General features: G+C 53.1%; 26 protein-coding genes and 1 pseudogene. 15 read left to right on the top strand and 12 right to left on the bottom strand.

Annotated elements, in window-relative coordinates; translation table 11 throughout:
• On the top strand, positions 1 to 252 hold a 252-nt coding region (locus EAH74_RS32525), incomplete at its 5' end, for a transposase domain-containing protein (protein WP_140681767.1).
• A 196-nt stretch (positions 253 to 448) separates the two neighbouring features.
• Here EAH74_RS32525 and EAH74_RS32520 read toward each other — a convergent pair.
• Positions 449 to 1726 (bottom strand): sugar MFS transporter, encoded by a 1278-nt coding sequence (locus EAH74_RS32520; protein WP_140684461.1) that lies wholly within the window; start codon positions 1724 to 1726, stop codon positions 449 to 451.
• A gap of 539 nt (positions 1727 to 2265) precedes the next feature.
• On the opposite strand from EAH74_RS32520, the gene EAH74_RS32510 reads away from it, so the two are divergent.
• Positions 2266 to 2481: a hypothetical protein gene (locus EAH74_RS32510; RefSeq protein WP_140684459.1), complete on the top strand. Its 216-nt coding sequence runs from the start codon at positions 2266 to 2268 to the stop codon at positions 2479 to 2481.
• A gap of 26 nt (positions 2482 to 2507) precedes the next feature.
• Positions 2508 to 2675, top strand: a pseudogene (locus EAH74_RS33565) (metallophosphoesterase family protein); the annotation flags it as partial.
• Positions 2676 to 2688: 13 nt separating this feature from the next.
• Here the strand turns inward: EAH74_RS33565 and EAH74_RS32500 are convergent.
• Positions 2689 to 2898 carry a hypothetical protein gene (locus tag EAH74_RS32500; RefSeq protein ID WP_140684457.1) on the bottom strand — a complete coding sequence of 70 codons (210 nt, stop codon included), beginning with the start codon at positions 2896 to 2898 and terminating at the stop codon, positions 2689 to 2691.
• Positions 2899 to 3507: 609 nt separating this feature from the next.
• Between EAH74_RS32500 and EAH74_RS32495 the strand changes: the two genes are divergently transcribed.
• The 8 genes from EAH74_RS32495 to EAH74_RS32460 all read left to right on the top strand — a co-directional run bounded on the left by EAH74_RS32495 (position 3508) and on the right by EAH74_RS32460 (position 13949).
• Positions 3508 to 4023: an Hcp family type VI secretion system effector gene (locus EAH74_RS32495; protein ID WP_140684455.1), complete on the top strand. Its 516-nt coding sequence runs from the start codon at positions 3508 to 3510 to the stop codon at positions 4021 to 4023.
• Positions 4024 to 4151: 128 nt separating this feature from the next.
• Positions 4152 to 7058, top strand: coding sequence for a type VI secretion system tip protein VgrG (locus tag EAH74_RS32490; RefSeq protein WP_140684453.1), 2907 nt, complete (start codon positions 4152 to 4154; stop codon positions 7056 to 7058).
• The gene (locus EAH74_RS32485; RefSeq protein ID WP_140684451.1) at positions 7055 to 11761 is read left to right on the top strand and encodes an RHS repeat-associated core domain-containing protein; all 4707 of its coding nucleotides are present in this window, start codon (positions 7055 to 7057) and stop codon (positions 11759 to 11761) included. Before EAH74_RS32490 ends, EAH74_RS32485 begins: the two co-directional genes overlap by 4 nt.
• Positions 11762 to 11777: 16 nt before the next feature.
• Positions 11778 to 12392: an Imm43 family immunity protein gene (locus EAH74_RS32480; protein ID WP_140684449.1), complete on the top strand. Its 615-nt coding sequence runs from the start codon at positions 11778 to 11780 to the stop codon at positions 12390 to 12392.
• Between the two features lie 10 nt (positions 12393 to 12402).
• Positions 12403 to 12801, top strand: coding sequence for a DUF7668 domain-containing protein (locus EAH74_RS32475; protein WP_240050599.1), 399 nt, complete (start codon positions 12403 to 12405; stop codon positions 12799 to 12801).
• Positions 12802 to 12806: 5 nt separating this feature from the next.
• The gene (locus tag EAH74_RS32470) at positions 12807 to 13271 is read left to right on the top strand and encodes a DUF4265 domain-containing protein (RefSeq protein ID WP_140684447.1); all 465 of its coding nucleotides are present in this window, start codon (positions 12807 to 12809) and stop codon (positions 13269 to 13271) included.
• Positions 13272 to 13322: 51 nt separating this feature from the next.
• Positions 13323 to 13664 carry an immunity protein Imm33 domain-containing protein gene (locus tag EAH74_RS32465; protein ID WP_240050598.1) on the top strand — a complete coding sequence of 114 codons (342 nt, stop codon included), beginning with the start codon at positions 13323 to 13325 and terminating at the stop codon, positions 13662 to 13664.
• Positions 13665 to 13685: 21 nt separating this feature from the next.
• Positions 13686 to 13949: a PAAR domain-containing protein gene (locus tag EAH74_RS32460; RefSeq protein ID WP_108225915.1), complete on the top strand. Its 264-nt coding sequence runs from the start codon at positions 13686 to 13688 to the stop codon at positions 13947 to 13949.
• A gap of 308 nt (positions 13950 to 14257) precedes the next feature.
• Here EAH74_RS32460 and EAH74_RS32455 read toward each other — a convergent pair whose 3' ends face one another.
• Both EAH74_RS32455 and EAH74_RS32450 read right to left on the bottom strand, forming a co-directional pair.
• Positions 14258 to 15526, bottom strand: a complete 1269-nt coding sequence (locus tag EAH74_RS32455; RefSeq protein ID WP_140684445.1) for a trypsin-like serine protease — start codon at positions 15524 to 15526, stop codon at positions 14258 to 14260.
• Positions 15523 to 16779: a hypothetical protein gene (locus EAH74_RS32450; protein ID WP_140684443.1), complete on the bottom strand. Its 1257-nt coding sequence runs from the start codon at positions 16777 to 16779 to the stop codon at positions 15523 to 15525. Before EAH74_RS32450 ends, EAH74_RS32455 begins: the two co-directional genes overlap by 4 nt.
• Positions 16780 to 16980: 201 nt before the next feature.
• Between EAH74_RS32450 and EAH74_RS34045 the strand changes: the two genes are divergently transcribed.
• Positions 16981 to 17172, top strand: a complete 192-nt coding sequence (locus EAH74_RS34045) for an antitoxin Xre-like helix-turn-helix domain-containing protein (protein WP_430539821.1) — start codon at positions 16981 to 16983, stop codon at positions 17170 to 17172.
• 238 nt (positions 17173 to 17410) lie between these two features.
• Here EAH74_RS34045 and EAH74_RS32440 read toward each other — a convergent pair whose 3' ends face one another.
• From EAH74_RS32440 to EAH74_RS32425, 4 genes are read right to left on the bottom strand one after another with little or no spacing between them, the layout of a single operon-like run.
• A complete protein-coding gene (locus EAH74_RS32440; RefSeq protein ID WP_140684441.1) occupies positions 17411 to 17770 on the bottom strand; it encodes a hypothetical protein in 360 nt (119 codons plus the stop codon).
• 48 nt (positions 17771 to 17818) lie between these two features.
• A complete protein-coding gene (locus EAH74_RS32435) occupies positions 17819 to 18007 on the bottom strand; it encodes a hypothetical protein (RefSeq protein ID WP_140684439.1) in 189 nt (62 codons plus the stop codon).
• Positions 18008 to 18040: 33 nt separating this feature from the next.
• Entirely contained in the window at positions 18041 to 18232 is a 192-nt protein-coding gene (locus EAH74_RS32430; RefSeq protein WP_140684437.1) for an MbcA/ParS/Xre antitoxin family protein, read from the bottom strand.
• 38 nt (positions 18233 to 18270) lie between these two features.
• Entirely contained in the window at positions 18271 to 18789 is a 519-nt protein-coding gene (locus tag EAH74_RS32425; protein ID WP_140684435.1) for a hypothetical protein, read from the bottom strand.
• Between the two features lie 121 nt (positions 18790 to 18910).
• Here EAH74_RS32425 and EAH74_RS32420 point away from each other — a divergent pair, with 121 nt between their 5' ends.
• Together EAH74_RS32420 and EAH74_RS32415 are read left to right on the top strand one after the other, a co-directional pair.
• On the top strand, positions 18911 to 19219 hold the full coding sequence (locus EAH74_RS32420; RefSeq protein WP_140684433.1) for a helix-turn-helix domain-containing protein: 309 nt from the start codon (positions 18911 to 18913) through the stop codon (positions 19217 to 19219).
• Between the two features lie 703 nt (positions 19220 to 19922).
• Positions 19923 to 21536, top strand: a complete 1614-nt coding sequence (locus tag EAH74_RS32415) for a hypothetical protein (protein ID WP_140684431.1) — start codon at positions 19923 to 19925, stop codon at positions 21534 to 21536.
• Between the two features lie 471 nt (positions 21537 to 22007).
• Here EAH74_RS32415 and EAH74_RS32410 read toward each other — a convergent pair whose 3' ends face one another.
• From EAH74_RS32410 to EAH74_RS32395, 4 genes are all read right to left on the bottom strand, one after another.
• Positions 22008 to 22823, bottom strand: a complete 816-nt coding sequence (locus EAH74_RS32410; RefSeq protein ID WP_140684429.1) for a hypothetical protein — start codon at positions 22821 to 22823, stop codon at positions 22008 to 22010.
• Entirely contained in the window at positions 22820 to 23068 is a 249-nt protein-coding gene (locus EAH74_RS32405) for a hypothetical protein (protein ID WP_140684428.1), read from the bottom strand. The genes EAH74_RS32410 and EAH74_RS32405 overlap by 4 nt, the downstream gene beginning before the upstream one ends.
• A 569-nt stretch (positions 23069 to 23637) precedes the next feature.
• Positions 23638 to 24081, bottom strand: coding sequence for a hypothetical protein (locus EAH74_RS32400; RefSeq protein ID WP_240050597.1), 444 nt, complete (start codon positions 24079 to 24081; stop codon positions 23638 to 23640).
• Positions 24082 to 24175: 94 nt separating this feature from the next.
• The gene (locus EAH74_RS32395; protein WP_140684426.1) at positions 24176 to 25303 is read right to left on the bottom strand and encodes a ParA family protein; all 1128 of its coding nucleotides are present in this window, start codon (positions 25301 to 25303) and stop codon (positions 24176 to 24178) included.
• A 233-nt stretch (positions 25304 to 25536) separates the two neighbouring features.
• On the opposite strand from EAH74_RS32395, the gene EAH74_RS32390 reads away from it, so the two are divergent.
• On the top strand, positions 25537 to 25770 hold a 234-nt coding region (locus tag EAH74_RS32390), incomplete at its 3' end, for a transposase (protein ID WP_140684424.1).

Raw genomic sequence — 25770 nt, 5'->3', positions numbered from 1 at the left:
ATCGACAACAACCCGGCAGAGCGTGCAATTAAACCGTTTGTGATCGGGCGCAAGGCATGGCTGTTCAGTGATACACCCAAGGGCGCCACGGCCAGTGCTCAGATCTACAGCCTGGTCGAGACCGCCAAGGTCAACGGCCAGGAGCCCTATACGTGGCTGCGCCATGTACTGGAGCGGTTGCCGCATGCGGAGTCGGTAGAGGACTTTGAAGCCTTACTGCCGTGGAACTGCTCGCCAGAAATGCCACGGTAAACGAGGTAAATATCTTTGGGTATGTGGGGTTCATGGATCGCATACGTTAGCTGAGCTTCCTTCGACGAGATCAACAACCATGAATCGCTTATTGCCATCCTCCAGCCCGGTGGTCTCGATGATTCTGGCACGGTGAACAAGCGGTTGAATCTGATCGTTAGCTTCTACCAATGGGCTAGCCGCGCGCCAGGGAATGCTAGTGTTTCGGAGCGCGGGCATACCAACCGTAGATTGCGATGCCGGCATAACAGGTCGCTGGCACGCTCAATGCCATCGCGAGCGTCGAGAGGTCGGCCGCATAACCTGTCAATGGCGGAATAAATGCCCCGCCAACAATGGCGCAACAGAACAGGCCCGAACCTTCCGCCGCGCGATGACCGAGCCCTGCGGTCGCAAGGGTAAAGATCGTCGGAAACATGATGGAGTTGAACAGCCCGACAGCCAGCAGCGACCATCCGGCAACAACGCCTTGTGTGGTGGCAGAGATCGTCAACAGCACAATGACTGCCGTGGCGGCAAAGGCCAGCAGTTTCCCGGGCGCGAAAGTGCGCATCAGCGCCGAGCCGATAAAGCGGCCAACCAGGGCGCCACCCCAATAGAAGGCAACATGCTTGCCTGCGGCTTCGGCGGGAAGGGCCAGGGTTGTCGGCAGCATGAGGTAGTCGGTGATGAGGCTGCCAATCGTGACTTCGGCGCCGACATAGAGAAATATGCAAACGGTGCCGAGTGCAAAGCGCGGCTGCTTTAGAAGGTCGAGCGCAGCGAGTGGATTGAGACGTTCAGGTCTTGTTGACGGTTGCAGCTCATTTCTTTTCAGCCAGACGATCAAGGCGACGATGCAGATGAAGAGCGTAATGCTTGCATAGGTGTTGCTGATCACGCTGGCTTCCTGCGACAGGAAGGACGTCAGTTCTGCTGGCGACAATGCGGAGGTATCTACCGCATTGAGGGAGCCTAGGATCAGTATGGCACCCAGGTAGGGCGCGACCGTGGTTCCCAGCGAATTGAACGCATGGCCGAGGGTGAGGCGGCTGGGGGCCATTGCGGCGGTTCCGAGCAGTGAAAGCAGCGGGTTCGCAACGACCTGAACGGTTGTCACGCCAATCGCAAGCACAAAGAGGGCTCCGAGGAAGGCTGGAAACAATGCGGACTGGGTGGCAGGAATGAAGAGCAGGCATCCACCAGCCATCAGCAGCAACCCGAGGACGGCCGCTCTCATGTAGCCGATTCGCGAAATGAGCAGGCCTGCGGGTATGGCGAAAATGAAATAGGCAAAAAAGAATGACGACTGCACAAGCATGGCCTCGGTATAGCTGAGGCTGAAGAGGTGCTTGAGTTTTGGCACCAGGACATCGTTAAGGCTGGTGATGCTGCCGAGAATGAAAAACAGCGCGAACACGTAGGTGCTCATCCGTTGGGTGTGGGGTGTTGCCAAACTGTGGGTGACAGTCGCGCTAGCACTAGCGTTCGTCATCACGGGCTTCCTCTTTCTTGTGATTGTTACTTTCAAGGAAAACTCTATCGAGCCTCAGGCACCTTGATAGTGAGACAGCGCTATCTTTGTGCGGTGAAGTACTCGCCAAAGGAGGGTGCGCTGCCATCTGATTTTTTGTCTGTAGCCGTTACCGCTCACCCAAAGTCCGGCGCCAGTCGTTAGAGGGCGCTACCTTAGTGCCTGACTTTTCGTTTGGCAAGCCGCTGGATCTCTTGGGGGTTATGCCGAGATAAGGGGTAAATTCGCTCATTTGGGTTGCAGCAGGGCCGTGGGCACTTGGACGCTCGAACTGGTTGTTCGCCGGGTCGCTACGCAGCGGTAAGCGGGCAGCTGCGATCATGAGCTTGATTCAGTCAGCCCGCATGAATGGGCATGATCCTTAATCGACCCCTCAGGTTATCCCTCCAGCTAGCATCAAATGAGCCGGAGCCGGTGATTCAAGCCAGTTCGTGCAGCTGAGATACTGACGAAACATTCTGGCCATATGATTCGCGTCACTGAAATCCAAGGAGTTGGAGATGAATCGACCATCAAGAAGCATGCGCAAACTGCTCGACGCCGTTGCCACCCACAATGAGGCAGCGGCGCTTGATGTGATGCGTGCTGCTGAGCAGCTCCAAGATGAGGTGTTGCGCCAACGATTGCTGAACTTGATTCATCGGCTCAACCAAGACGCCAATGACTTGCGAATGGCACGGGACGATATCCAAGGCGGAGCCATCAAGCTCGCATAATCCGCGTCCATCACTTTTAAGCTCGTTCGCCTAAGCCGCGAATTGGGGGGCGCGATGAACAGCTTTATTTCAATCCAGGTAGTGCTGGGCGGTGACGCCTTAAGCTGCCGGTGACTCCAGCTCTACTTGAAGCACTTGAGACCTCAATTGAACCACGACTGATTCACCTACTCGACTCGCATCATCCATTGTGAGGGGGCGACCAGATCACTCAGGTGTTCTGAGCACCGCAAGCGTCATGTTGATGAACTCTTCATTTTTTCTGATCGTGTCCAGCGCACCGCGCACGTTGCCTCCAACCTCACCCGATCCACGCTGCTCGACCCAGAGTGTCAGTTCCATGATGGCAGCTTCAAGGGCTTGCTGGTTTTCGTTGATCTTGAATAGCAGGGATGGGAGCAGATCTGAGTTCGGCATCGCGATTTCCTCCATGGAAAAAGGACAGCGTAGCAGTATAAGAATGTGGATAAATCGTAAAGATCGGACTGTCGAGATCTTGGCTGATCGCACGACGATACTGAGTCAAATCTTCAGGTGCCTAGGCGGGCACCTAACGCTGCTGAATTAACGAACAATGCATGGACGCTTGTTGTTAAATTCCTTGAGTCGCGCTTGGGGTTGTAGTCACAACAAAAAGTAGCTTCGCCCGGAAACAGCCACGTCATCAGGTAGCCATTGACCATCTTCGTTAGGATTTTTGCCATACGCGAGAAGAGTCGACAGGTCACTTCGGAAGTGCGCAACTTCTTGCGCACTTGCCCCGGCATTTTCCCTCAATAAATCGCTACACCCCAAGTATTTCAAGGCTTTCAGCCAAGTGCGCAACTTCTTGCACACCACTGCGCAACTTCTTGCGCACTTTTTTATAGGTTCTTTCGCCAATTTCGCTGTTTGTACGGAAAAACATCAGCAAGCCATTGGTTTATAAGGGTTTTATAAAAATTGGCGCACTTCTTGATCGCAATTGGCAGTCTGTCAGGTAATCCCACCTACCAGCACCCCCATCCATCAGCAAGGAGAGCACTCATGGCAACACCGGCGTACATGTCCGTCACTGGCGAAAAACAAGGTCTGATCACTGCCGGCGCATTCACCGCCGACTCCGTTGGCAACACCTACCAGGAAGGTCATGAAGACCAGGTCATGGTTCAGGCTTTCAGCCACGACGTGATCATCCCGCGTGACCCACAGTCCGGCCAACCGACCGGTCAGCGTGTACACAAGCCAGTCGTGATTACCAAGGTATACGACAAGGCTTCGCCACTGCTGCAAGCGGCGCTGACCTCCGGCGAGCGCATGAGCGAAATCGTTATCCAGTGGTACCGCACTTCGGCTCAAGGTACCCAAGAGCACTACTACACCACCAAACTGGAAGACGCGATCATCGTCGCCATCAACAACAAAATGCACAACTGCCAGGATCCGGGCAACTCGCACTTCACGCACCTGGAAGAAGTGCAGTTCACCTACCGCAAAATCACCTGGACTCACGAAGTCTCCGGTACTTCGGGCTCCGATGACTGGCGTGTTCCAGTCGTTTAATTACGGCTGATTGTTTTACCGTCTCGGCCAGCGCGGCTGGTTGAGGCGGCTTTGACCTACTGAATTTTTTGCGTGCGCCACATCTTGTGGGATCGGCGCGCGTTGCAGCATTGCGCGAGGAACAAGGGATGTTCTCACCGGCCAACCAGCCTCATTTCAATCTGACCATCGATGGCGCCGACAGCGATTTCCAGGTGCTGTCGTTCACCGGTCGAGAGGCACTCAACACCCCCTTTGAATTCGAGTTGGAATTGGTCAGTGAAAAGGCCTCGATCAACCTCGAAAGCGTGCTGCACAAACTGGCGTTCCTTCAGCTCTCGCCGAGCGGTACGGGCATTCACGGACTGGTCTACAGCATCGCCCAGGGCGAGGCGGGCAAGCGTCTGACCCGTTATAGGATCTCTCTGCGCCCGCAACTGGCGTACCTCGCGCATCGGGTCAACCAGCGCATTTTCCAGCAGAAGACCGTGCAGCAAATCATCAGCCAGATGCTTGAAGAACACGGCATCCTGGCCAGTGATTACCACTTTCAACTGAGCGCGGTATATCCGGAACGCATCTACTGCGTGCAGTACGACGAGACGGATCTGCACTTCGTCCAGCGCCTGTGCGAGGAGGAGGGTATCCATTATCACTTCCAGCACACCGCCAGCGGCCACAAACTGACTTTCGGCGATGACCAGACGGTGTTCCCGAAACTGGCGCCTGTTGCCTATCAGCAGGACTCGGGCCTGGTGGCGGACAAACCGGTGGTCAAGCGTTTCGGCCTGCGCCTCGTCACGCGCACCAGCCGTACCACGCGGCGTGATTACGATTTCGTCAAACCGAAGATCGAGCTGGAAAGCGATGCCAAGAGCAGCGCTAAACCGGATCTGGAAGATTACGACTACCCAGGCCGTTTCGTGGATCGCGAGCGTGGCCGCCACCTGGCCAACCGTGCGTTGGAACGCCACCGCAGCGACTACCGTCTGGCCGAGGGCAACAGCGATCAACCGATCCTGGTCACCGGCCACTTTCTCGCCCTGACCGACCACGCCAATCCGACGTGGAACGATCTCTGGCTGCTCACCGAAATCTTCCACGAAGGCAAGCAGCCGCAAGTGCTGGAAGAGTCGGTGACCAGCGACACCACCGACCTGAAGGACGATTTCCACCAGGGCTATCGCAACCGTTTCAACGCGATCCCGTGGGACGTGCCGTACCGCCCGCCGCTGGATCACCCGAAACCGAAAGTTCTTGGTTCGCAAAGCGCCGTGGTCACCGGCCCGGAAGGCGAGGAGATCTTCTGCGACCAGTACGGTCGGGTGAAGGTGCAGTTCTTCTGGGATCGCGAAGGCCAACACGACGACAAGACCACCTGCTGGATGCGCGTGGCCTCCAGTTGGGCTGCCGAAACCTTTGGTTCGATCAACATTCCGCGCGTTGGCATGGAAGTGCTGATTACCTTCCTCGAAGGCGATCCCGACCAGCCGCTGATCACCGGTTGCCTGTACCACGGCGCGAACCTGCCACCGTACAAACTGCCCGACTTCAAGACCCTCGCCACGGTCAAGAGCAAGGAATACAAGGGCAGTCGCGCCAACGAACTGCGCATCGATGACACTACCAGCGAGATCAGCATTGCGCTGCGCAGTGATCACGGTGCGAGTGCGATCAATCTCGGTTACCTCACCCATCCGCGTCCAAGCGGTGGCCAGCCGCGCGGTGAAGGTTTCGAGCTGCGCACCGACCGCCATGGTGCGGTGCGTGCCGGTGCCGGTTTGCTGATCACCACCGAGCCGCGTCCGAACGAATCCAAACACCATAAGGATCTGCCGGAAACCGCCGAGCGCCTGGCCACGGCCAGCGATCAGCAGGACGGGTTCGCGGTACAGGCCAAGGAACTGCAAGCCCAGGAAGCGGGCGATCAGGATGACGTGGCCAAGGCGCTGCACGCCCAGCACCAAGGCGTGCTCGGCAGCGGCCCGGCGAACATGACTGCCAACGAGTTCCCGGAATTCACCGAACCGCATCTTGTACTGGCCAGCCCGGCCGGCATCGCCCTGACCACGCCGCGCTCCAGCCACATCGCCACTGGCGAACACCTGGCGCTGAGCAGTACCGGTCACACCAGTCTGTCGATCGGCAAACGCCTGCTGGCCAGCGCCAGTCGCGGCATGCGCCTGTTCGTGCAGAGCATGGGCTGGCGCCTGGTCGCGGCGTCCGGCGACATCGACGTGCGGGCGCTGAAGGACAGTATCAACCTGCTGGCCAAGCTCAACATCACCGCCAATGCCGACCGCATTACCATCACCGCCAAGACCGAACTGGTGATCCAGGGCGGTGGCAGCGCCACGACCTACAACGCTGGTGGTATCACCCACGCTACCAGCGGGCCTTACACCGCCCACGCGGCCAACTTCGCCTACACCGGCGCCAAGAGCCTGGCTGGGGTATTCCCGGAGCCGCCGAAGCCGGGCAAAGGCAACCTCGAACTGTTCAACCAGTACGCCGGGCGCCAGGGCATCAAAGAAGGCGATTACGAAGTCATCGACGCCCTGGGCAAGAGCATCAAGGGCAAGCTCGATGCGAAGGGCTTTGCCAATGTCTCCGGCGCCGCACCGGGCCCGGCCCGCGTGTTGTTCGGCAAGGATCCGGCGGATACCTGGAGCGACGGCAGCTACATCGGCAAACCCGAATGGCCGCTGAACCCACCGGGCGCCGATGACGTGCCAAGCCAGGTGCAAGCCATGGTGGCGCAAGTGCTGCCAAGCAAGAACTGGGACGTGCTGGAGCAGGGCAAGGATCTGGCGCAGACCGGGATGAGTGCGATGCAGACCGCGCAGGGCGCGATGCAAACGGCGCAGCAAGTGAAAGGCGCAGTGCAGGGCGGGGTAGCCGGGCTGCCGAAACTGGCGAGCGCAGCCATGCCGAGTGCGTCTGGGATCCTCGGGGCGGCGAGCAAGGCGGGCAAGTTGCCGAGTTTGCCGGCGCCAACGTTGCCTAAACCTTCGTTCAAAACTCCTGGGCTGATCGCAAGTGAGATGCTGTCATGACTACCGCAAGCGCAACTCAAAACCGAGAGTCCCAAGTCGCGGTCGTACCGCTCAATCAGATTCAAGTAGCGGATGTCGGACGCGATGCTGCCAAGTTCGATGCATGGCTGCAGGAAGTCAGTGGTGGTTATGTAACGCTTGAGCGGATCAAGTATTTCGCCGGAGCCCTGCCGGTAGTCGGCAATATCATGGCGCTGGTCGATGTCTTGAATGACATCGCCGTTTTATCTCGGAGTGAAAAGCGTGATCCGCTGGATTGGGTCAGCCTTGGCATCGACCTTATCGGTGTAATTCCTGTACCCGCGAATATGGCTGCCGCACGCATGAGCCTTCGACCGACGCTTTATCTGGTAAGGCAGGAAATGAAGGTCGCTGGCAAGGCTCTCTTGGGCGATGCGTTGATCAACGTGATTGCCGGTCACTTGAACGCGACCATTGTTGGTGAGATTGATAACTTCGTTAAGACGGCTCAATCCTCCTTGCCGGATCTGCTGGATAAAGCTGGACAAAAAGGTGAAGAGTTCCTGACGCAGATTGCCAAGGGACTGAACGCTGTTGTCGACGCTGATCTTGATGCGGGTGCTGACCTCAATCGAGCAGAGAAGAGAATGGGCGGTGTGGGAGGACAACTCCTGCACGATCCCGGCAAGGCCATCAGCAATATTTTCGATGCTGCCTGGGACGTCTATAAGGCGGCCGGAAAAGGCGTAGTCAATAGCGCTGCAAAGCATCTGTTGCCTAACGAAGCCAAGAAACTGGTTCACGATCAGACGACCAAATTGGTTGCCATGGGGCCGGAATTACGGACTCAACTGAAAAAACTAAGCAATCCGAACATGCCGTTTTCTATCGGTGCGCTCCTGATCGTATTGGCCAAGGCTGTCGAAGCCTGGAGTCTGCGTAACAGGCGTGGTGTCGCTGGTCACGTGAAGGTCGGCGGAACGAGCCAGGCCAAGCATCGGGCGGGCGAGGGCAGAACCGAAGTCAGGAAGACTGAAGTACCGGCGAAGAAAAAGCCTAATGCTGAAAAAAATGGTACCTGTCCAGGTACTTGCGACAGCATCAGCTTTGCAATCGGTTCTGAAAGTATTGCTCACACGGATTTCAATCTGGCCGGCCCGTTCCCGATCGAGTGGACGCGTATTTACAGCTCGGATCTGGGTGCTTATGACCAAGGCGACTTGGGTGCACGATGGATCACTTCATTCACAACACGATTCGACCTCATCGACGGTGCCTTGCAGTTCCATGATGCGGATGGTCGCAGCCATGACTTTCCGTTGCCCAAAGTCGACCTGTTTCACTATGACGCCATTGAAAATCTCACTGTTGTCCGGGTAAGCGACGACAAACTATTGCTCTGCCGTGGTTTTGAACGCAAGGAAACCTACGTACGTCGTGGCCAGCAGTTTTTGCTGGCCGGTGTGGAGTTGCGAAGCGGCGCCGGCATCATGTTGCATTACGAACACCGCCACGGTAATCGGACTGTTCTGTCCGACCTGATTACCTATGAGGGGGATCTGAGCAAAGTACATCTGCATCTCGGGACAATGATTGATGAACAAGGACGTTTGACCGGTCTCTGGGAAATTCGTGACGGGGAACCCCTGCGTCAGCTGTGCTCCTATGTCTACGATTCGGCGGGCGATCTGGTACAGGCACAAGATGAAAATGGTGCTGCTTGGCGTTATCAGTATCAACATCACCTGATCACCCGTTACACCGACCGCACTGGCCGGGGTATGAATTTGCAATGGCAAGGCTACGGTACCGATGCCAAGGCTGTTCGCGAGTGGGCTGACGACGGCAGTTTCGATACGCGTCTGGAATGGGATGAAAACATTCGTCTGGTGTATGTCACTGACGCGCTCGGTCACGAAACCTGGCACTACTTTGACAGCCTTGGTTATACCTACCTCATCCGGCACGCAGATGATCGTTCCGATTGGTTTTTCCGTGATGACGCCAAGAACGTAATCCGTCACGTCCGTGCCGATGGTCGCTCGGATCGATACAGCTATGACGAACGAAGCAACCTTCTCGAACATATCCGTACAGATGACACGGTAGTGCACTTTGCCTACGACGATCACGATCAACTGATCAAGATCAGCGATGCCGAGGGGGGGCAGTGGACAAGAGCCTATGACGACTCAGGCAATCTTGTTGAGAGCGTCGATCCACTGGGTAACAAGACTGAATACGCTTACAACCCGGCCGGGATGCCAACCGCAGTCAAAGATGCCAACGGCAATGAAAAGAAACTTTCCTATAACACTTCCGGGCAACTGGTGGAGTACGTCGACTGTTCAGGCAAGACCAGTGCCTGGAAGTACAACGAACGCGGGCAAATGGTTTGCTTCACAGATGCCGCCGGCCAGAGCACCGAGTACGAGTACAAAGCCGGGCAACTGATGTTGATCAAGCATCCGGACAAGACCGAAGAGCGTTTTGAGCGCGATGCGGAAGGCCGTTTGCTGGCTCATGTCGATGGTCTAGATCGTTGCACGACATGGAAGTACAGCGCGGCAGGATTGATTGCCGAGCGGGTCGATGCGCTGGAGCATGCCGTTCGTTATCGCTGGGACAAGCTCGGTCGTCTGGTTGCGCTGGAAAACGAGAATGAGCGGCGTGCCCACTTCAACTATGACCCGGTCGGCCGCTTGCTGGAAGAAACAGCTTTTGATGGGCACTCAACCCGATACTTGTATGAACCCGAAACCGGTCGACTTGCGAAAATCTACAACGGAGAGCATTGCGTCGAGGTTCGTTTTGACTCAATGAATCGTTTGGTTGAACGTCGAGCTATTTTGGGTGAACAGCAGCAGAGCGAAACGTTCAATTACGACGGCAATAGCAAACTGATCATGGCTTGCAATGCCGACAGCCGCCTGCAGTGGTTTCATGATCCGGCGGGCAACATACTGCGTGAACACCAACATTATCTGGGCCTGGAAAGCCCGATGGTCGCCGTATGGCAGCACGAGTACGATGCTCTCAATCAACGGGTTGCCACCGTTCGCCCCGATGGACATCGTGTCAGCTGGCTGACTTACGGTAGCGGGCACTTACTGGGCTTGCGTCTGGACGATCATGAGTTGGCCGGTTTCGAGCGCGATGACTTACATCGTGAAGTCGCCCGTCATCAGGGTAACCGCCTGCTGCAAACGCAGAAATGGGATCCCGCCGGACGACTGCAAGAGCAGATGCTGGAGCGTGGCGATGACAAGTCCGTGCTGCTCAAGCGCGACTACAAATACGATGCTGCCGGTCAACTGACGGATATCAATGATAGTCGTCGAGGCCCACTGTCCTATCGCTATGATCCTGTAGGTCGTTTAATCAGTACCGTCACGCGGCTTGGGGTCGAAACATTTGCTTTCGATCCAGCCGGAAACCTTCTGGATGAAAAAGCCTTTGATATCCGCCGGCCCCTGGATCAGGAACCCGTGCGCAGCAAACTTCTCGATAACTTGTTGCGTGAGTACGCAGGCACGCACTACGAGTACGACGAGCGCGGAAATCAGGTCAAGCGTTGGAGTAATGGCAGTGTGTGCGAGATGCGATGGGATCTGTTCGATCGCCTGGTGCATTTCGAAGATGACCGTCTGGCAGTGGATTATGCCTACGACCCACTCGGTCGCCGCCTGCACAAAAACTCCCGAGCGCACTATAAGCATCGTCCAGAGGCCGGATCTCTGTGGAATCGCAATGAACATGCACGCAAACAACGTGAGTATGGTTGCGGCTTCACGATGTTCGGTTGGGACGGTGACAATCTGGCGTGGGAGAGCAGTCCCGCTCAGCTGGATGGTGATACCGGACGCACTGTTCATTACGTATTTGAGCCCGGTACATTCAATCCAGTGGTACAGGCGCTAAGTCACCAGCCTATTCGTTTAGTGCCTCAACCCATTTACGGTGATGTTTACACACCGGACGAGGATCCGCTGTGGAATCACGCGCCTGTTCCTCAACCGTTTGATGCGATTGCGTGGTATCAGTGCGATCACCTCGGCACGCCACAAGAACTTACCGACCAGCAGGGTGAAATGGCATGGAGCGCGCAGTACAGGGTGTGGGGACAAGCGATTGAACAACGCTCATCCTCGGCCCAGCAACAAGGGTTGAATAACCCGATCCGCTTCCAGGGCCAGTATCACGATCATGAGACTGGACTGCATTACAACCGCCATCGGTACTACGACCCTGGCGTCGGTCGCTTTGTGTCTCGCGATCCAATCGGATACGCCGGCGGTATCAACTTCTATCAGTATGTGATCAGCCCGACCCAGTGGGTCGATCCGAATGGGCTGTGCAGTAGCACGCTCAATCGGGCATTGGGTGGCAAAGCCCATGACAAAATGCAGGCGCATCACCTCATCCCCGAGGAAGTGTGGGGACAGCAAGCCAGCTTCTTCTCGGATATCGGGATGGGCGGAGAACGGGATAAAAAGGAAAACGGCCTGTTGATGCCTGACAGTGCGGATCAGGCGAAGAAAACCAAGCGCGTTTTTTACCATTGTGGATCGCATGGTAAGGTCTATAGCCCGATGGTTAACAACATGGTAACGACCGTCAGGAGCAAATATGAGGCTGGTGTCATCGACGAATCGCAAGCGCGAGCTCAGATATCCGCGATACAGACAAGATTAAGAGCAAGCCTTTCGGTGCCCGGCACAACACAACGCCGACTTAGATAAGCAGGGAGAAGTGTTTATGGAATATTACGTGCTTTCTCAAAAGGAAGAACCTGGTTGCCCGGCTGGCTTCTTACAGGCAGATCTTTACGATAAATTTTACTCAGATACCAAAGGTGTCGAGTATGGATTTTTTCCGTGGTATGCGGAGAAGATTCATTACAAAACGCACACGCCCTATCCAGAAGGTATGGTGCTTATTTCTAAAGATAAGTTCTATGATTTCGATATACGCAGTGTGGCGCGTTTCTACATAGTCAGTGATGATTTCATGTCTGTTTGTAGCGAGCTGGACGTAGGTGTTACTGACGCGGTGCCTATTCAAGTGGTTTCCAAAGGTGGGGAAACTATTTCATCAAAAAGCTACAATACCGTACTTTTTGAAGAGCTGGATGCGCGCTCGGAGACCGATCCTGCTTCTACTTTCATAGAAGAGGATGGGTTGATTTTCAGGTTCAAGAAATTGGTATTACCTCCCGACTTCAAGCGTGATCTGTTCAAATTCAAGGGGTTGATTTCAGGAAGTAATACACTTATTTGCTCGCGCAAATTCAAAGAGCTTGCAAAAGATATTAAAGGAGTAAATTTTACGCCTTTGGAAAACGTGCTTTGGTCGGCCATCAAGCCAATTTGAGTGTGAAGGGTTGACGCGTTTGCAATCATCAGTGAACTCCGGGCAGCTTGCTTACGGACTGCGAGCCTACGTGAAGGTCAAGCAGCTCGTCATTACGATCAACCAGCGTGATTCTCAGGCACTGCAACGCGATTTCGGGATTTCTACCGCAGTGGCTGACGAAATTTACGAAGCCATTGACGATTACTTTGATAGAGGTACAAAGGTTTCAATCTGTCCCGAGATGGAGGCTTTTGAGTCGCGTGGAAAGAAACGGCCGTTTGTTGATATTTACGAAACAGACGATGGTTCGCTTGGGTTGGAATGTATTCTTTTTGCTGACGGAGAACCCAGCGAAGCGATACTCCATGTGGAGGTATCGGAAACAGATTCGCAGCTTTCTCTTTATTACAAGTACATCGGTTCTTAAGCTTTATGCTGATTGAAGTATTTGCAGGCACCAGCGACGAAAATCCAGTATTCGAGGAACTCCCGGCTCGTCAGTTGGATACTGAAACCTATGAGCTGCTGTCCTCACCAGGTCTGGCGCTCAATATGGCCCGAGGAGACGTCATCTCCATCGAGGACAGAAACACTCATGCGGTAGTTCTTGAGCGAGGCGGCAATTTCTGCATCCACATCTACGCCGACCATATCCCTGCTGAGGATATCGCCGGGCTTGAAAGCGATGTCGGATGCGACCTAGGTGGCACGCTGGATGGTGTGTTTCAGGGAAATCTTTCGTTGGCCGTACCTGCGGGCAACGGGATGGACAAGATCAATGAGTTTTTTGATCGGTTTCGCGATAGAACCGGGATTCAATGGTATTACGCGAACATCTATCAAAATCTGGATGACGATGATGACGAGACGCTTTTGAACTGGTGGCTTGAAGACTGACGATCCCAAGTCCGCAATCGAATGGCATCGGATCGACAAGAAGGAGTGGCTGTGAGCGAACATGAACGGGTATATCCCAACGCCGCGCAGAGAGCGACCTGCGAAAAGTACGGGATGGCAGTATTTCCACCCGAAGAGATGGTTGCTATCGACATCGAGTCGCTCGGGAAAACACCTGTCTACGGCACCCGAATGGAGCTGCCGGAAGGGGGAGATGTCAGTTGGTTCATTCACTGCGGTGAATATTCAGCAGCGACTGATTTTTACCAGCCGATTCACGTTCATCATGTGAGTGAAATGCTGCCTCTAGTCATCAAGTATATATGCCTGCCAACATTCGCAAAATTCATCATCGATACCCAAGGGTATGAAGATGTCTGGATGGCTGAATAACCTGGCCAAAGGAGTGACAACATGAAAGACGCAATTCGCTTGGGCGACTCTACCACCCACGGTGGCAAGGTGCTCGAAGCCTTCTCCCAAACCGACCTCAACGGAAAACCGATTGCCGGGGTCGGTCACAAGGTCAGTTGCCCGTTGTGCAAAGGCGTTTTCCCTATTGCCGAGGGCAGTAGCACCTACACCGTCGATGGCACGCCCATCGCTCTGGACGGCATGAAAACCGCCTGTGGTGCCGCACTTATTGCCAGTGGCCCCAAGGGGGCGGTTGTCAGTTGAATCTCTGAATTTCACGTGGGCTTCATTACTCCAGGACACGGCACTCAGTCGTGTGCCCGATGGCCCGCTTGATCGTAGGGCGGCTACCCGCTATACGACATCCAGCGATGTGTATCCATCCGGGGCGGGCCAAACTGTCCAGAATCGGAAATTCACAAGCATATCTTGGTTGCGCGTAGGGTTTCCTCAGTAAATGCCTCTCAGGCTCGGCGAAAATATTGAAGCTGGGTCTAGACGATCATGCTGAGCAGAGGGGTCTTTGCCAATGAAAGCTGCACTTCGAGCAGCAATTAGCCCTTCTGATGGGGTCAAGGCGCACAAAAAGAACTTTCAGAACCGATAAAACTGCATAGCTTCTTTTTAGGCCCCGGCTGGCTAAAGTTGACTGCATAGGCCTGCGCCATCAGGCACGTGTTACTGGATGAAACGTAGCGGCTAATTAAGCCAATCAACTGGAGAGGGATACCGACTTTCATCGGCTCGCCATCAAATATAGGCCCTCCACTGTCACCCCTGCAAAAGGAGCTGCCAATGGGGTTTGCCACTGCATCAAAATCCCAAACGAACGATTGTCGTGGTGCCGAGAGATTAACCGTCAAGGGGCCAATGAGTAAGCCATCGGGTTGTCCGCCGCTATAGTTACTTTCACCATAGCCTGCGATCGTTATCCTTCTGCTGCCTGGGGAGGAGACATTGGTCAAATTGGCAACAGGTGTCCATGCTGTTGTGTCGGTCTCGGCGACTTTGAGAACAGCAAAGTCATAATCATTGTCCCCGCATTTCGATGAGCAATCAGAATTCAAAACTTCGTCTGGAACCATGGGCGCAGACACCAGCGAAAGGCGTTTGCCGCTTGGTGAAAGGACTTTGATTAGAGACGAGTCTATGCGGCGATCACGTCGACCAGTGCTGTCGATCACGCAGTGCGCAGCCGTTAAAATTTTGCCACCCCCTATGAAAACCCCAGTGCACTTTGAGCGTGGAGAAATTTCAATTTTTAGCACAGACACAAATTGTTTTCTGTCCCACTCAATCTCTTGGCATCTAGTTGGCGTTGATCTATCCAGCAACGCTATCCTTTGATCGCACGCGGGGTTAGCTATGAATACTTGATTGAGTAGTATTTTATAAATGTCACTGCTCAATTTCTCAGGTATTACCACAGAGGGCATATCGGCATAAGCAATTTTCCCTAGGGCTGGTTTGATTTCATCCTTAAGTGTAGGCGGGGAGGTCACAATGCCTGAGTTTATTGCCTGCAAGGCTGCTCTATTGAGCAGGTCTGTACGAAAAGTGGCGATATCTTCATCGCTTGCCCGGGACAAGAATACGGTCGCCGTGTTCATTCCCAGCGCCTTGTTTGTAGCGCCTACCAACAGCCCAGGATTTAGCGCGGCTGCGGTGGTGATGACTTTGGAATCGTCTTTTGAGAGGGATCCTCTTTGTTGCAATCTCTCAATCAATACACGACCGACCACATCGTTGCCAGGAACCGGTGGGGTCACCACCGGTGTGCTTTGAATGGCTTGGCATCCAGACAAAATCATTACCAAGCAGAGAAGTGGCCCCGGATTCATTGGCCGCCCAACCCGGTAAGCCTGCGTTCAGCCTCAATTTTGTCGGCTTTGGCGTTTAGCATTTCTGTCTCGGTTTTTACAGTCTGCAAAGGTGCGCTGGCGTCTGCGGCGTCCTCAGCTGCCTCAGTACTGCGTTTTTTACTGGCATAGCCTTCATAGGCAGTTGCCGACTCAGAAACCGTTGTCGCGATTTTCTCAAACCGACTTTCGGCTCCATAGGTCGCACTTTCCAGTCGCCCATTGGGGGCAAACGATACCGCAATGTTATTTTTCTCAAAGGGCCTGTTCTTCAAAGGGAGAATGGCATAACGGCCCAACTGCGCAATCTGGGTGCTGTAGGTCGCAATGGTTTCCGATTTGGAGTCATCATAGGCCCCTGCGCTAACCTTGATCGTGGCATTGATGGGCTCCCTGTAAATGATTCCCTTTTCGGTAAGTTCGCTAGGAGGCAATGCTGCAACTGGGGGCGGTGCTGATAGCTGTATTCCAGTCGTCAATAACCTTTGGAATCGCTGTTTGTCTTCCTGCGGAGCGGCATTGATTTCTGAGAAATTGGCGATCCAGCTTTCGATGTAACTGTCTCGCAGGGATATTGATATAGCCTTGTTGTTCTTGTCCGGGTCAAATACATACGTTTCCGAGAACTTCAGAATTGACTTGGCGTGCGTGATGCTCGCAACCCAGTTGGCGCGAGTTTTCTCATCCAGGGACTGATCCATTAGCTTGGTCGTGCCCTCGTTAATAGTACGCAGGGCCTTGTATACGTAATCGTGACATAGAGAGGGCTCTCCCGACGCCGCTGGTATTCCCGTAACAATTCTTGCCGTGCTGAGTGCCGTGGAAACCACGGCCTTGACCACAGCGGCTGTCTTGTCCTCCACTGTTGTGTTGAGTGTATGAAGTGTTTGATTGTCATAAAAAGTTGCAACCAATGATGTGGTCTTCCATCCGGACGTTAGTGTGTCCAGCGGAATGGAGTATTTTTCAGTTTCGTCCGCGATAGTGAGCTCTGTTACAGTTGCGGTTTGAGCAATTACCAACCGCACATTCCGTTCAGGTACTGCCGCATTGGTATTAGGGCAACTCTTCAATTCATACGTGGCGGTTACGAGGTAGCGTTGTTTAGGTAAAAAATAGGTTATTCCAGGTTTCGTGGGCTGAGCCCCGGGTTGTATCCGTTCATGTTCCAGTGAGGTCGTGCATCCAGCGACCCCAATACACAAAAAGACGATCATCCGATTTTTATAGGACACGATATTCACCATCCCTGATGTGGCAATTGGCTATCTCGGCAAAGTATTGACGATTTTTTGAAAAAAACCTCTAATCGCTCATAAATATTATTTATTGCGGCAAGCAGGCGGCAAGGCAGAAGCTATTTGTGGCAATTTTTCGAAGGTCGCCGAAATCACCTCGACGTCCCCGTCGTGTCTGTTCAAACCAACATATGGGCAATGATAGGATTACCAGCACGCGGTGCTGAGTTGCACAAGAAGGTTCACCAGGGCCTGCCTTTCGCTTTTTATCAACGGCTCGCAGATATCCTGGATGTGCCTGTGAGCGAGCTTCGCAAGTCTCTGTGGATAGCGCCAGCAACGCTTTCGAGAAGAGCGGCGGCGGGGCGATTGAACACCACGTTTGTGTAGTCTGGTTAGCGCGCTGGGCATTGCCTATGCGTTGTTCGATGGCGACCTTGAAGCTGCAAGAGAACGGATGAGGTCGCCCGCGCTTGGGCTTGATTCAAAAGCGCCGCTGGAAATGATGGTTTACGCGTGTTGAAGCCCTGACTGTCATTGACCTGATAGGCCGGCTGGAGTGTGGGGTGCACGCCTGAAAGTACGTTATGTGTTGCCCTTGTCAGGCACGGCGATTTACGGCGAGAAATCACAACCTCAAATAGAGTTGCATACGCCACTCAATCAAGTTTTCTGGCAACACATCCGGGGGCAAAGCCTGGACGATGGCTTGCAGTAGATGGCTGGAATGACAGTGGAGAATCGCCACTTTGGTCGGGTCTTCCCCAAAAAATCCCAACTCCGCTCCCGCCAAGCGCTGGCCTCTGCGTAGCGCTTCCAGAGCTTCGTGGCCAAGCCATTCGAGTCGCAGAAACCCATACATGTTGACCTTATGAGTCCTCACATAGCCCGTAAGGAGTTCAGCCACCAACTGCTCCAGGCGTTCCGCCCCCAGTGTGGCCACAGCCAACCTCCAAAGCTGCCCTTCCAAGGGAGTAGTGATCCTCATACAAACTCCAAAATGATGATGTGCTTGGACTCCTATCTCTACCTAAATTTACCGTCCTGGTTCCGGGGTAGCCAAAGCCTCGGGCTCTTCGAGATACGACACCAAGGCGGTACGCAATTCGAGCAGCGCATCTCGCAATCGAGCGTCTTCACGAGCGTCGCCTGACTGGGGCCTGAACTCATCAACGTGATGGAGTAGGGCTTCGCTGTCATTTTGATTGAGGTCAAAAGCAATCATGTTAAGTCTGTGGGCATGGACAGGGGCTAGTGATTAGCAGGCGTACCCTTGATTGATTCGTTCAAGCACAACCTTCACGAGTAGGTATCCAGCTTCACTGTGAGCGAGCTCTGTCGGTGTTTTGCCATCGAAGGCGGTTTTCGGCTGACTCAGCCAAGCGTCCGCTTTCTCTTTGTTGCCAAATACAAGCCCGGCTTGGCGCTGAATCAACTCAACGTAATTCATTTTCTGACTCTCAGGAGACTTGCCGGAATCCGCTCTGTTTAGCTTGCGGGCGAGGTCGATGCCGGAGCCTTGGCGCAATATTCGCGAAACGCCTTGATGCCGCGCGTGGTGCTCAATATTGGCTTAATCATGTAGCGATAGCAGACGAATAAATTGAGCGCGAGCCAGCCCAATTGATAGGTCGATCCGTAGAAGCTTCTGTGGTTAGAGCTGTTTTCCCAGAAACCGTAGGCAACGAAAATAGTAAAAATGGCGACCATCAGAGGCAGGATGCTGAGCCGTCCAATGGACACCGCGAGGAAGGGAAGGGTAACAACCGATCGGACAGGTTCATTGTCGAGCTGAATGGCCCAGATGCGATTGATGTCGTCTTTGCCTGGCTGATACGTCGCTCGAATCGTGTTACCTGTCTTTACATGGGCATCGAGGACATCCGGAATTTCGAGCTTTTCGAGCTTCTTGCCGCCAATTTTCCAGAAGTGGTAGCTCACCATGTCGCCGCCGAAGCCTCGCGATTTTTCGTCGAGCCGGCCGTCTACGATCTGCATTTCCTTCATCTTGATTCCTGTCCTTGCGTTTGGAGTGATGGCAAAAGGATATTTCCGCCAAATACTAAGGAATACTTAGTATGTCGTCAAAGCGAATCTAAGAATCTCTTAGCCTTTTGCGGCGAGAGAAATGACGACGTTCAGCAGGCGTTTGAGAGAGGCGCGCAAGTCGCGAGGGTTTTCGCAAGAACGTCTGGGCATAGAGGCGGGCATTGAGCCGGCCACGGCCTCAGCGCGGATGAGTCAGTACGAGAAAGGCGTACACCACCCTGGGGAAAGCATCGTGAAGCAGATTGCTGCTGTCCTGAATTTGCCGGTGTCGTATTTTTATTGTGAGGATGACGATACGGCGCATCTGCTGCAGTGCTTTCATTTGTTGAAAGGGAAGGATCGGAAGGATGTAATTGATCTGGTTGAGAGGCTTGCGTTTCAAAACTGATATTTGCATTCACTGAAGGTGCGGTTCATGGGGAATGTGACTTAGAGATCACCCATCAATGCGACCATCCTGAGCTGCATTAATCTAAGACGCATGGTAGAGAGTAGATTTCGTCGTAGCCCACGATCCGAAGTTTCTTGAGCCTTGCCCGAGAGGTACGGAGAAAGGCTATCGTGCGCGCTAGCGTTCGTACTGGATGGAGGTTGAGGTAGGGGGGGCTAAAATACTGCCATTGGACAAATTGATTGGTGCCGCAGAATGCTCGCATTTTTGTAACCAGTCTCTTTACGGCTTTTGACCAGTTGAGCAGCTTACTGACATAGTCCGCTAAAAACGCTGCCCAAGAAGCTCCCCCAGCAACTTCTTCACATCCTGTTGTCGAGACATGAGTCAGTATTGCTGTCAATTTGATATTGCTGTTGTTGCTTTCAAGGTGATAAAGTGTGAATTAGGACAGATCTAGGTGCACTATGACGATTTTTTCAAAATCTAAAGCGGTCATTAATTCGCACAGCGCTCCTCGGGCCCTGCCGGATTCTGTTGTTCGCTGGGTCGACTCTTCTGAGGCGCAACAAGCCATTCGTGCCGCCCTAGAAACTGCGGCGCGTTCGAATGCCGAGTATGACCGATACTGCATAGTTTCTCGCGAGTCTCTCGACAGGCCTCTCAGTACCATATAGTTACAGGACATGGATGGTGGGTTTTGCATTTCGATCTTTGGCAGTATAACTCGGAGAATTTTCTCCGTTGTTTAGTGGATGACTCAAAATTTACCACGCTGGAAACTGTTCAAGGCAAGCGGCACAGGAATTACCTCGAACAATATTTCGATGAAATAAACGCACAAACGATTGTTGTAGAGCACGCATACGTCGATAGGGATTATCTTCAGGATTATGCAGCTTATTATGATCGTTGTTTTAGTGATTATTCTCGGCGGACAAAGCGGCTGCATTTCTTCGATAAGAAATTTGGTCACGAAGATCTGCAGAAACTGGTTGTTAACAATCCTGATAATCTCCTTGACGCGGATCTAAAAGCCGCTTACCTCGGCTTTATCGTGGTAAGGCCTTTGCCGATGACGATCATTGGTCGCACCTGTCTGAAGACCTATGGGTCGGATAGCGGTCGTCGTGTGTTTCCGAGTCTACGCGGATATCCGGTGAATTTATTTGGTATCGAGCTGGAGGTCATCAGCTTGGCGTACCAGGAACAGGATACTGTGGTTGCTGCGTGCGCGACGAGCGCCCTTTGGACTTGTTTTCACGGGACGGGTAAGTTGTTCCAGCATTCAATTCCGGCACCGGTTGAAATTACCGATTGGGCGAACGAAGTTATGCCTGAGAACCTGTTGTCTACAGGGGCGCGGGCCTTTCCGAATTCTGGCCTCTCGGCTAAACAAATGGCACATGCAATCAAGCAGGTCGATCTTGATCCTTTCGCGGTGCGAGCAAGTTCAAGCTACAGTCTTAACAGCGTTGCTTATGCTTATTTGCGTGGAAAAATTCCATCGCTCTTGGCTTGTCACATCACCAGTTACGATTCTGGCCAAGAAAAATACATAGGAGCCCATGCGGTGGCTATCACGGGGTTTTCCTTGCGAGGTGAAGATTCGGTGGTAGCGGCGAGTGCCATATTGGGAGGTGAGGACGGACTGCTTGAGGAGGGGGATGCGCAGGCGGGTAATGGATTCAGGTTGCGAGCCGCCAAGATTGATAAGTTGTATGTTCATGACGACCAGATCGGCCCATTTGCTCGTATGGAGTGGAGTCGTATGCCGACCCCGTACCAGATGCAGCTAGAACAGACATCTATTGGATTGAAAACCTCGTGGTCGCCGCTCACCTTTGCTGTCCCCGATTTTATCCTCCTGCCGTTGTACCACAAGATTAGAATCCCTTTTGCGCTCATTCATAATGCCATGAAGGCTCTGGACTTCGCATTGGAAACAATTCGCTCTCGAAGCGAACTTACCAATCTGCTTGAGCGTGCGGAATGGGATATATATTTAACTTCGGTTAATGACTATAAGACTTCTGTGCGTAACGAATACGTTATTATTGGGATGGATCCCGAAGAATGTCTGTATGCGGATCTCCCGCGCTTCATGTGGCGAGTTATATTGCGTAGCGCTGGGGAGGTACATGCCGAGTTACTTTACGATGCGACAGGAATCGCTCAGCAAAATCTATTGGTTCATTCATACAGCACCGGCAGAGAATACGCCCAATTGCTTTCCTTGATGGGGCGTCATGCTGACACCGTTAAATACCTTCCCTTGCAAGCCAGAGCGGCTGTCGAGGCGTTTTCCGCTTAAATGGCCTAATTTTTTGTCGGCTCAACCCTTCCCATGTGGAAACCTGATCAAGCTCTGGGTCACAACTGTCGTTTCAGGGCGGGCGGGTGGCCGGTCGAGCGGTGAGACCGTCTCACTGCCGTGATGGTTTTAATGTCGCCATGGTGAGCAAGGTATTTAGGTCGGAGTTGTCTATCCCCGAATAGCTGCAGGATCCTGCTGTTCTGCAGTGCCGGTAAACCGCACTTTCCCAGTCTGTGCGTGTCGGGCATTCGCCTTGGTCTATGATCCGTCGGATGTCTCTTTGAATACACGCAAGTTGAGTGTCTGTTGGCTCGCCAGGTGCTAAGCCAAATTTCATCTTTAATGAGTGGGCGAGGTTATGGTTGCTCATTTTGAGAGAAGCTCCTTAAAAAGTTAATTTGACTGGATTTTCGACATCCCCCTGGCCGAACTTCAAGTAGCCAAAGGGGATTTCAAAATACTATTTATTTAACTATTCGGAGCAGTCAAACTCGATGGTTGAGTCGTCGATGGGGTTGCACTCTGTGTCAGTTCTGCGGGGTTGACCAAGTAGATAATCAGAAAGACAGCAATCGCTCCGCCAGCGACGGCCTTGAAATACTGTCCAAGGCCTGAGGCTTTAAATTTGACATTTATAAAGCCAGGTACGCCCGCAATGAGCATTGATAGCCCGACCGCCAACACAGTCCGGAAAACAAAGGTTTGATACGGAGTTGGATTGGGAGCATACAGGCTTAGGCAGATTGATATCGCCAATATTACTGCCCCGAGCACCGTGCATGAAATAAGCTGTGCCTTTGATATTGTTTTTATATCTTCGTGTGCTTCCACGGTAAACCCCTGTATCGGTAGCTTCGCTTCACTGAATTTTTTGAATAGAGCTTCAAAGGTTTTAGGATCTAAATACTCCTTCACCATTCTTTGCATGCCTGCCATAGCGTGCTTATCCGGCTCTGCAAATGCGCCTCGTAAACACTCAGAATGGCTTCGCAAGAATGTGATGTAGGTGTAATAGCTAACCAAAGCGGTATGGCACGTTTCTGCCAGATTAGTTACCCATTTCCCATTTAAGTGGGCGCTAAGCAAACCGCTGTTGGCTACAAAATTTTCAAGTGCATTAAAGTAGGCATTTCCAAGGCGCAGGCAAGTTGTAAATTGACCGGCCTTAAGGGGCGTATTATTTTCTAGAACATCATGCGCCAGAGGTTCGATGTAGTTAAGGTATACCTCTTTGAGCTCGTTGACCTTGGCCTCAATTCTCGAAACTTCAATCTCATTAGTCATTTTGGCTGGGAAGCCTTGGTGGCCATCATTAAAAGGGTATCTAGATCTGTATTATCTATGCCTTCCACTGCCCAGACTGTGTGGTGTGGGCTGACGTCTTCAACGATTTCGACTAACGCCTCTTGCGTTAGAGGCTGACTCGTCCTAATCCGTCTGGCGATTTCTTGAAGTTGTTTATCGGAGGGGTGCCATCCGACAAATTTAAAAGCTGTTTCGATGTAGGATTTTAACGCTTGTAAATCCATTTGATTTCCGTCCGAGTAAAACAATTTGCAGAGACGTATTCCACATCTCCGTGCGTTTGTGATAGTACCAATATGCCAGTACTGGTGTCGAATACTGAATTGCTTGGGCTATCAGCGCGTGCAACTCCATGTGTGCAGGGGGGGAAGCAAACTGCTGTGACCTCAAAATTGATGCGAAGCACAAACTCGCTGAAACCATTGAACGTGTGGGGTTAGAGAAGAGAAGCAAGAAGATCAAATTCCTGACCTATCACTCGTCCAAAGGGCTACAAGCCGATGCGGTTTTTCTGCTGGGGATTGTGATATCACATCGTCTTCTCCGTCGAAAAACGACTTCTACGCCCAGGCGGGTATGGGCAGTCCGACAGATCCTTTCGGTTGCGACACTGCGCAACAGCAAGAAGCCTTCATCGCTTTGCTCCAAGCCCTCAAGGGCTTGGGCGGGAAGGTGTAGGGATCATCGTTTTAGTCGGTAGATGGCGGCCCATAGATGTGTACCAGTGCGCCGAGCGCCACAGTGCTAGCCAAATTCGCCATGAATAAAGGCGGTTGAGCCGCCTGTGGCCCCTCTACCATGGCAGCGCCTTGCGCTCTGTCAGCAGGTTCTTTTTGATGGGTGTGAACATGAGGAACTGGAGCTCTAAATGGGTGCTCAGGTCTTTGCTCAACATTTGGTAACGCTCGCCTGCCTGGAGAGTGATTTCTTGTCGCTGCCGTTCGTAGTCTCGCTCGATGACTAGAATCTGTTGCTGGTAGCTGGCCTTGAGTTGGAAGAGGGTCTCCGCTTCTTGAGTTGGAAGGCTAGCGATTTGGGTCTCGATCTGTTTCTGCACGGCCATGAGCTGGCTTTTGCGGGGACGGTACTCAGCGAACACGGAAATGCTGCCAGAGAACGGCAGCATGTCTTTCCATTCAAATTTGAAGTCCGACATCGTCCCGACCAATCCGACGTACTGCGACAGGTTGATCGAGCCGTTGTTGAGTTTGGCCATCGCGTCCTGCATATCCTTCATCGCGAGTTCCTTGCCCTGGCCGGCGAAGTGACCAACGTAAGCGGACACAGCAAACGAGAAACCGATTGAGAAGACGGTAAGCGCGCCCGGTGCTTTACATCCGACAGTTGATCAGCTCATCTGTCAGCCGTCGGACTTCCCCGGCAGCATGTGAGTGCGGGGCTACATCTATGAGCGAATGGAAATAGCAGTATCCATCCAAAAAATCTCGACTTTCATTGTAAAGCTCGATCGCGATCTTGTGAGATGCCGTCATTTCAGTTGTCAGCATCGGCAAATCCAGCGCATGAATAATTTGATGAAGGCGCTCACGGCGAAGGTAATGTTCGCGCTTGGCTTGCTGAAGGTCTTCACGAATCTCATCGCTCAAACCGGGCAGGTCGCCTACGAATTCTTGCAGTTCTCTGCTGACCCCGCCCACATCGCAGTTGGTAATTAGCCCGAAATAAGCCGGCGCTGCCTTGCGGCACTTGATCGCTCTCAAAGCTGCGAGAAACGCCTCGGCGCTCTGAATTGAGTAGTAGCAGTTGCTGTCCAAAACAATCGCCACCAAGTCGGCGTGTCTGCGTATCAGTTCGGTCTTCACGTTGATATCCAGAAAAACGTAGTCGTACCGAATGATCAAGTCGCTGAGCCGTTCGGTGGCTAGAGCCTTGCGTTCAACCGCCCTGATAAGATGGCCGTAGAGAAATCTGCCCATCTGCTGTTCTCCAATGGGCAGGTGGGTGACGTTGTCGCGGATCTCTTTTTTCATTTTTTTGAGATCCGCCTGCGAGGTTATAAGGTCGAGTTCATCATAGAAGTCAATTTTGCTGACTTGGGTTCCAGGGGCCGGCCCTCGACCGTCATTGCACATCCCTCGAAATACGCCGTCGTCTGTGACAATCGCGACCTTAAAGTTTTGCTCCGCTAACTGTGCCGCAACGTTGATCGTTATGGGGGATTTGCCAACGCCGCCTTTGTAGCTAGCAATCGACAATACCTTCCCTAGTGGTTTGTCATCCGCTCGCGCCTTGAACTCTTGAGGCATCTCGATTCCAGAGCGTTGAAAAAAGCTCCATAGCGCTTTTTCGGATGGCTGGCGGTCATACGCTGCCCCCTTCAAGGTTTCCCAGGAACGCCAGGTACGCTCATCTACAAATGCTCGCTTCGCCGCTAGCGCGACACTGATCTTTGCTGACTCACGAAGCTTTCTCAGTAACATGCGAAGCTCGTCTTTCATTGCTCTTCTCCGACCCTAGCCTGGTTGCAGGAAGACTAGCCAATGCAACCAGACGAAAAAACTAGGAGCATTGCTCATGACCCAGGTACTGCGTTAATCGTGTTTGTCAGAGTAGGGGACGGAGGAGGTGGGTGTTGGGGGAGAAGCAAATTCAATTCACGGTTCAGTCTGTAGTGGTCTAATGAAACCGGACACCCATTTAGGCGAAAATGCTCGCCAAATCGAGGTGTCAAATGACCAAACAACGCCGTTCCTTTTCTGCTGAATTCAAACGCGAGGCTGCCGACCTCGTGCTCAAGCAAAACTACAGCTACATCGAAGCCAGCCGTTCACTCGGCGTCGGCGAATCGGCCCTGCGCCGTTGGGTCGACCAGGTTCAGCAGGAGCGCCAAGGCGTCACCCCGCAGAGCAAAGCGCTGACACCGGAACAGCAGAAAATCCAGGAGTTGGAAGCCCGGATCGCCCGC

It is taken from the genome of Pseudomonas mandelii (assembly GCF_006438925.1).
In the GTDB taxonomy this organism is placed as follows: domain Bacteria; phylum Pseudomonadota; class Gammaproteobacteria; order Pseudomonadales; family Pseudomonadaceae; genus Aquipseudomonas; species Aquipseudomonas mandelii_C.
Note: the sequence above shows the minus strand (reverse complement) of the source record. Positions and strands in the feature narration are given on the sequence as shown.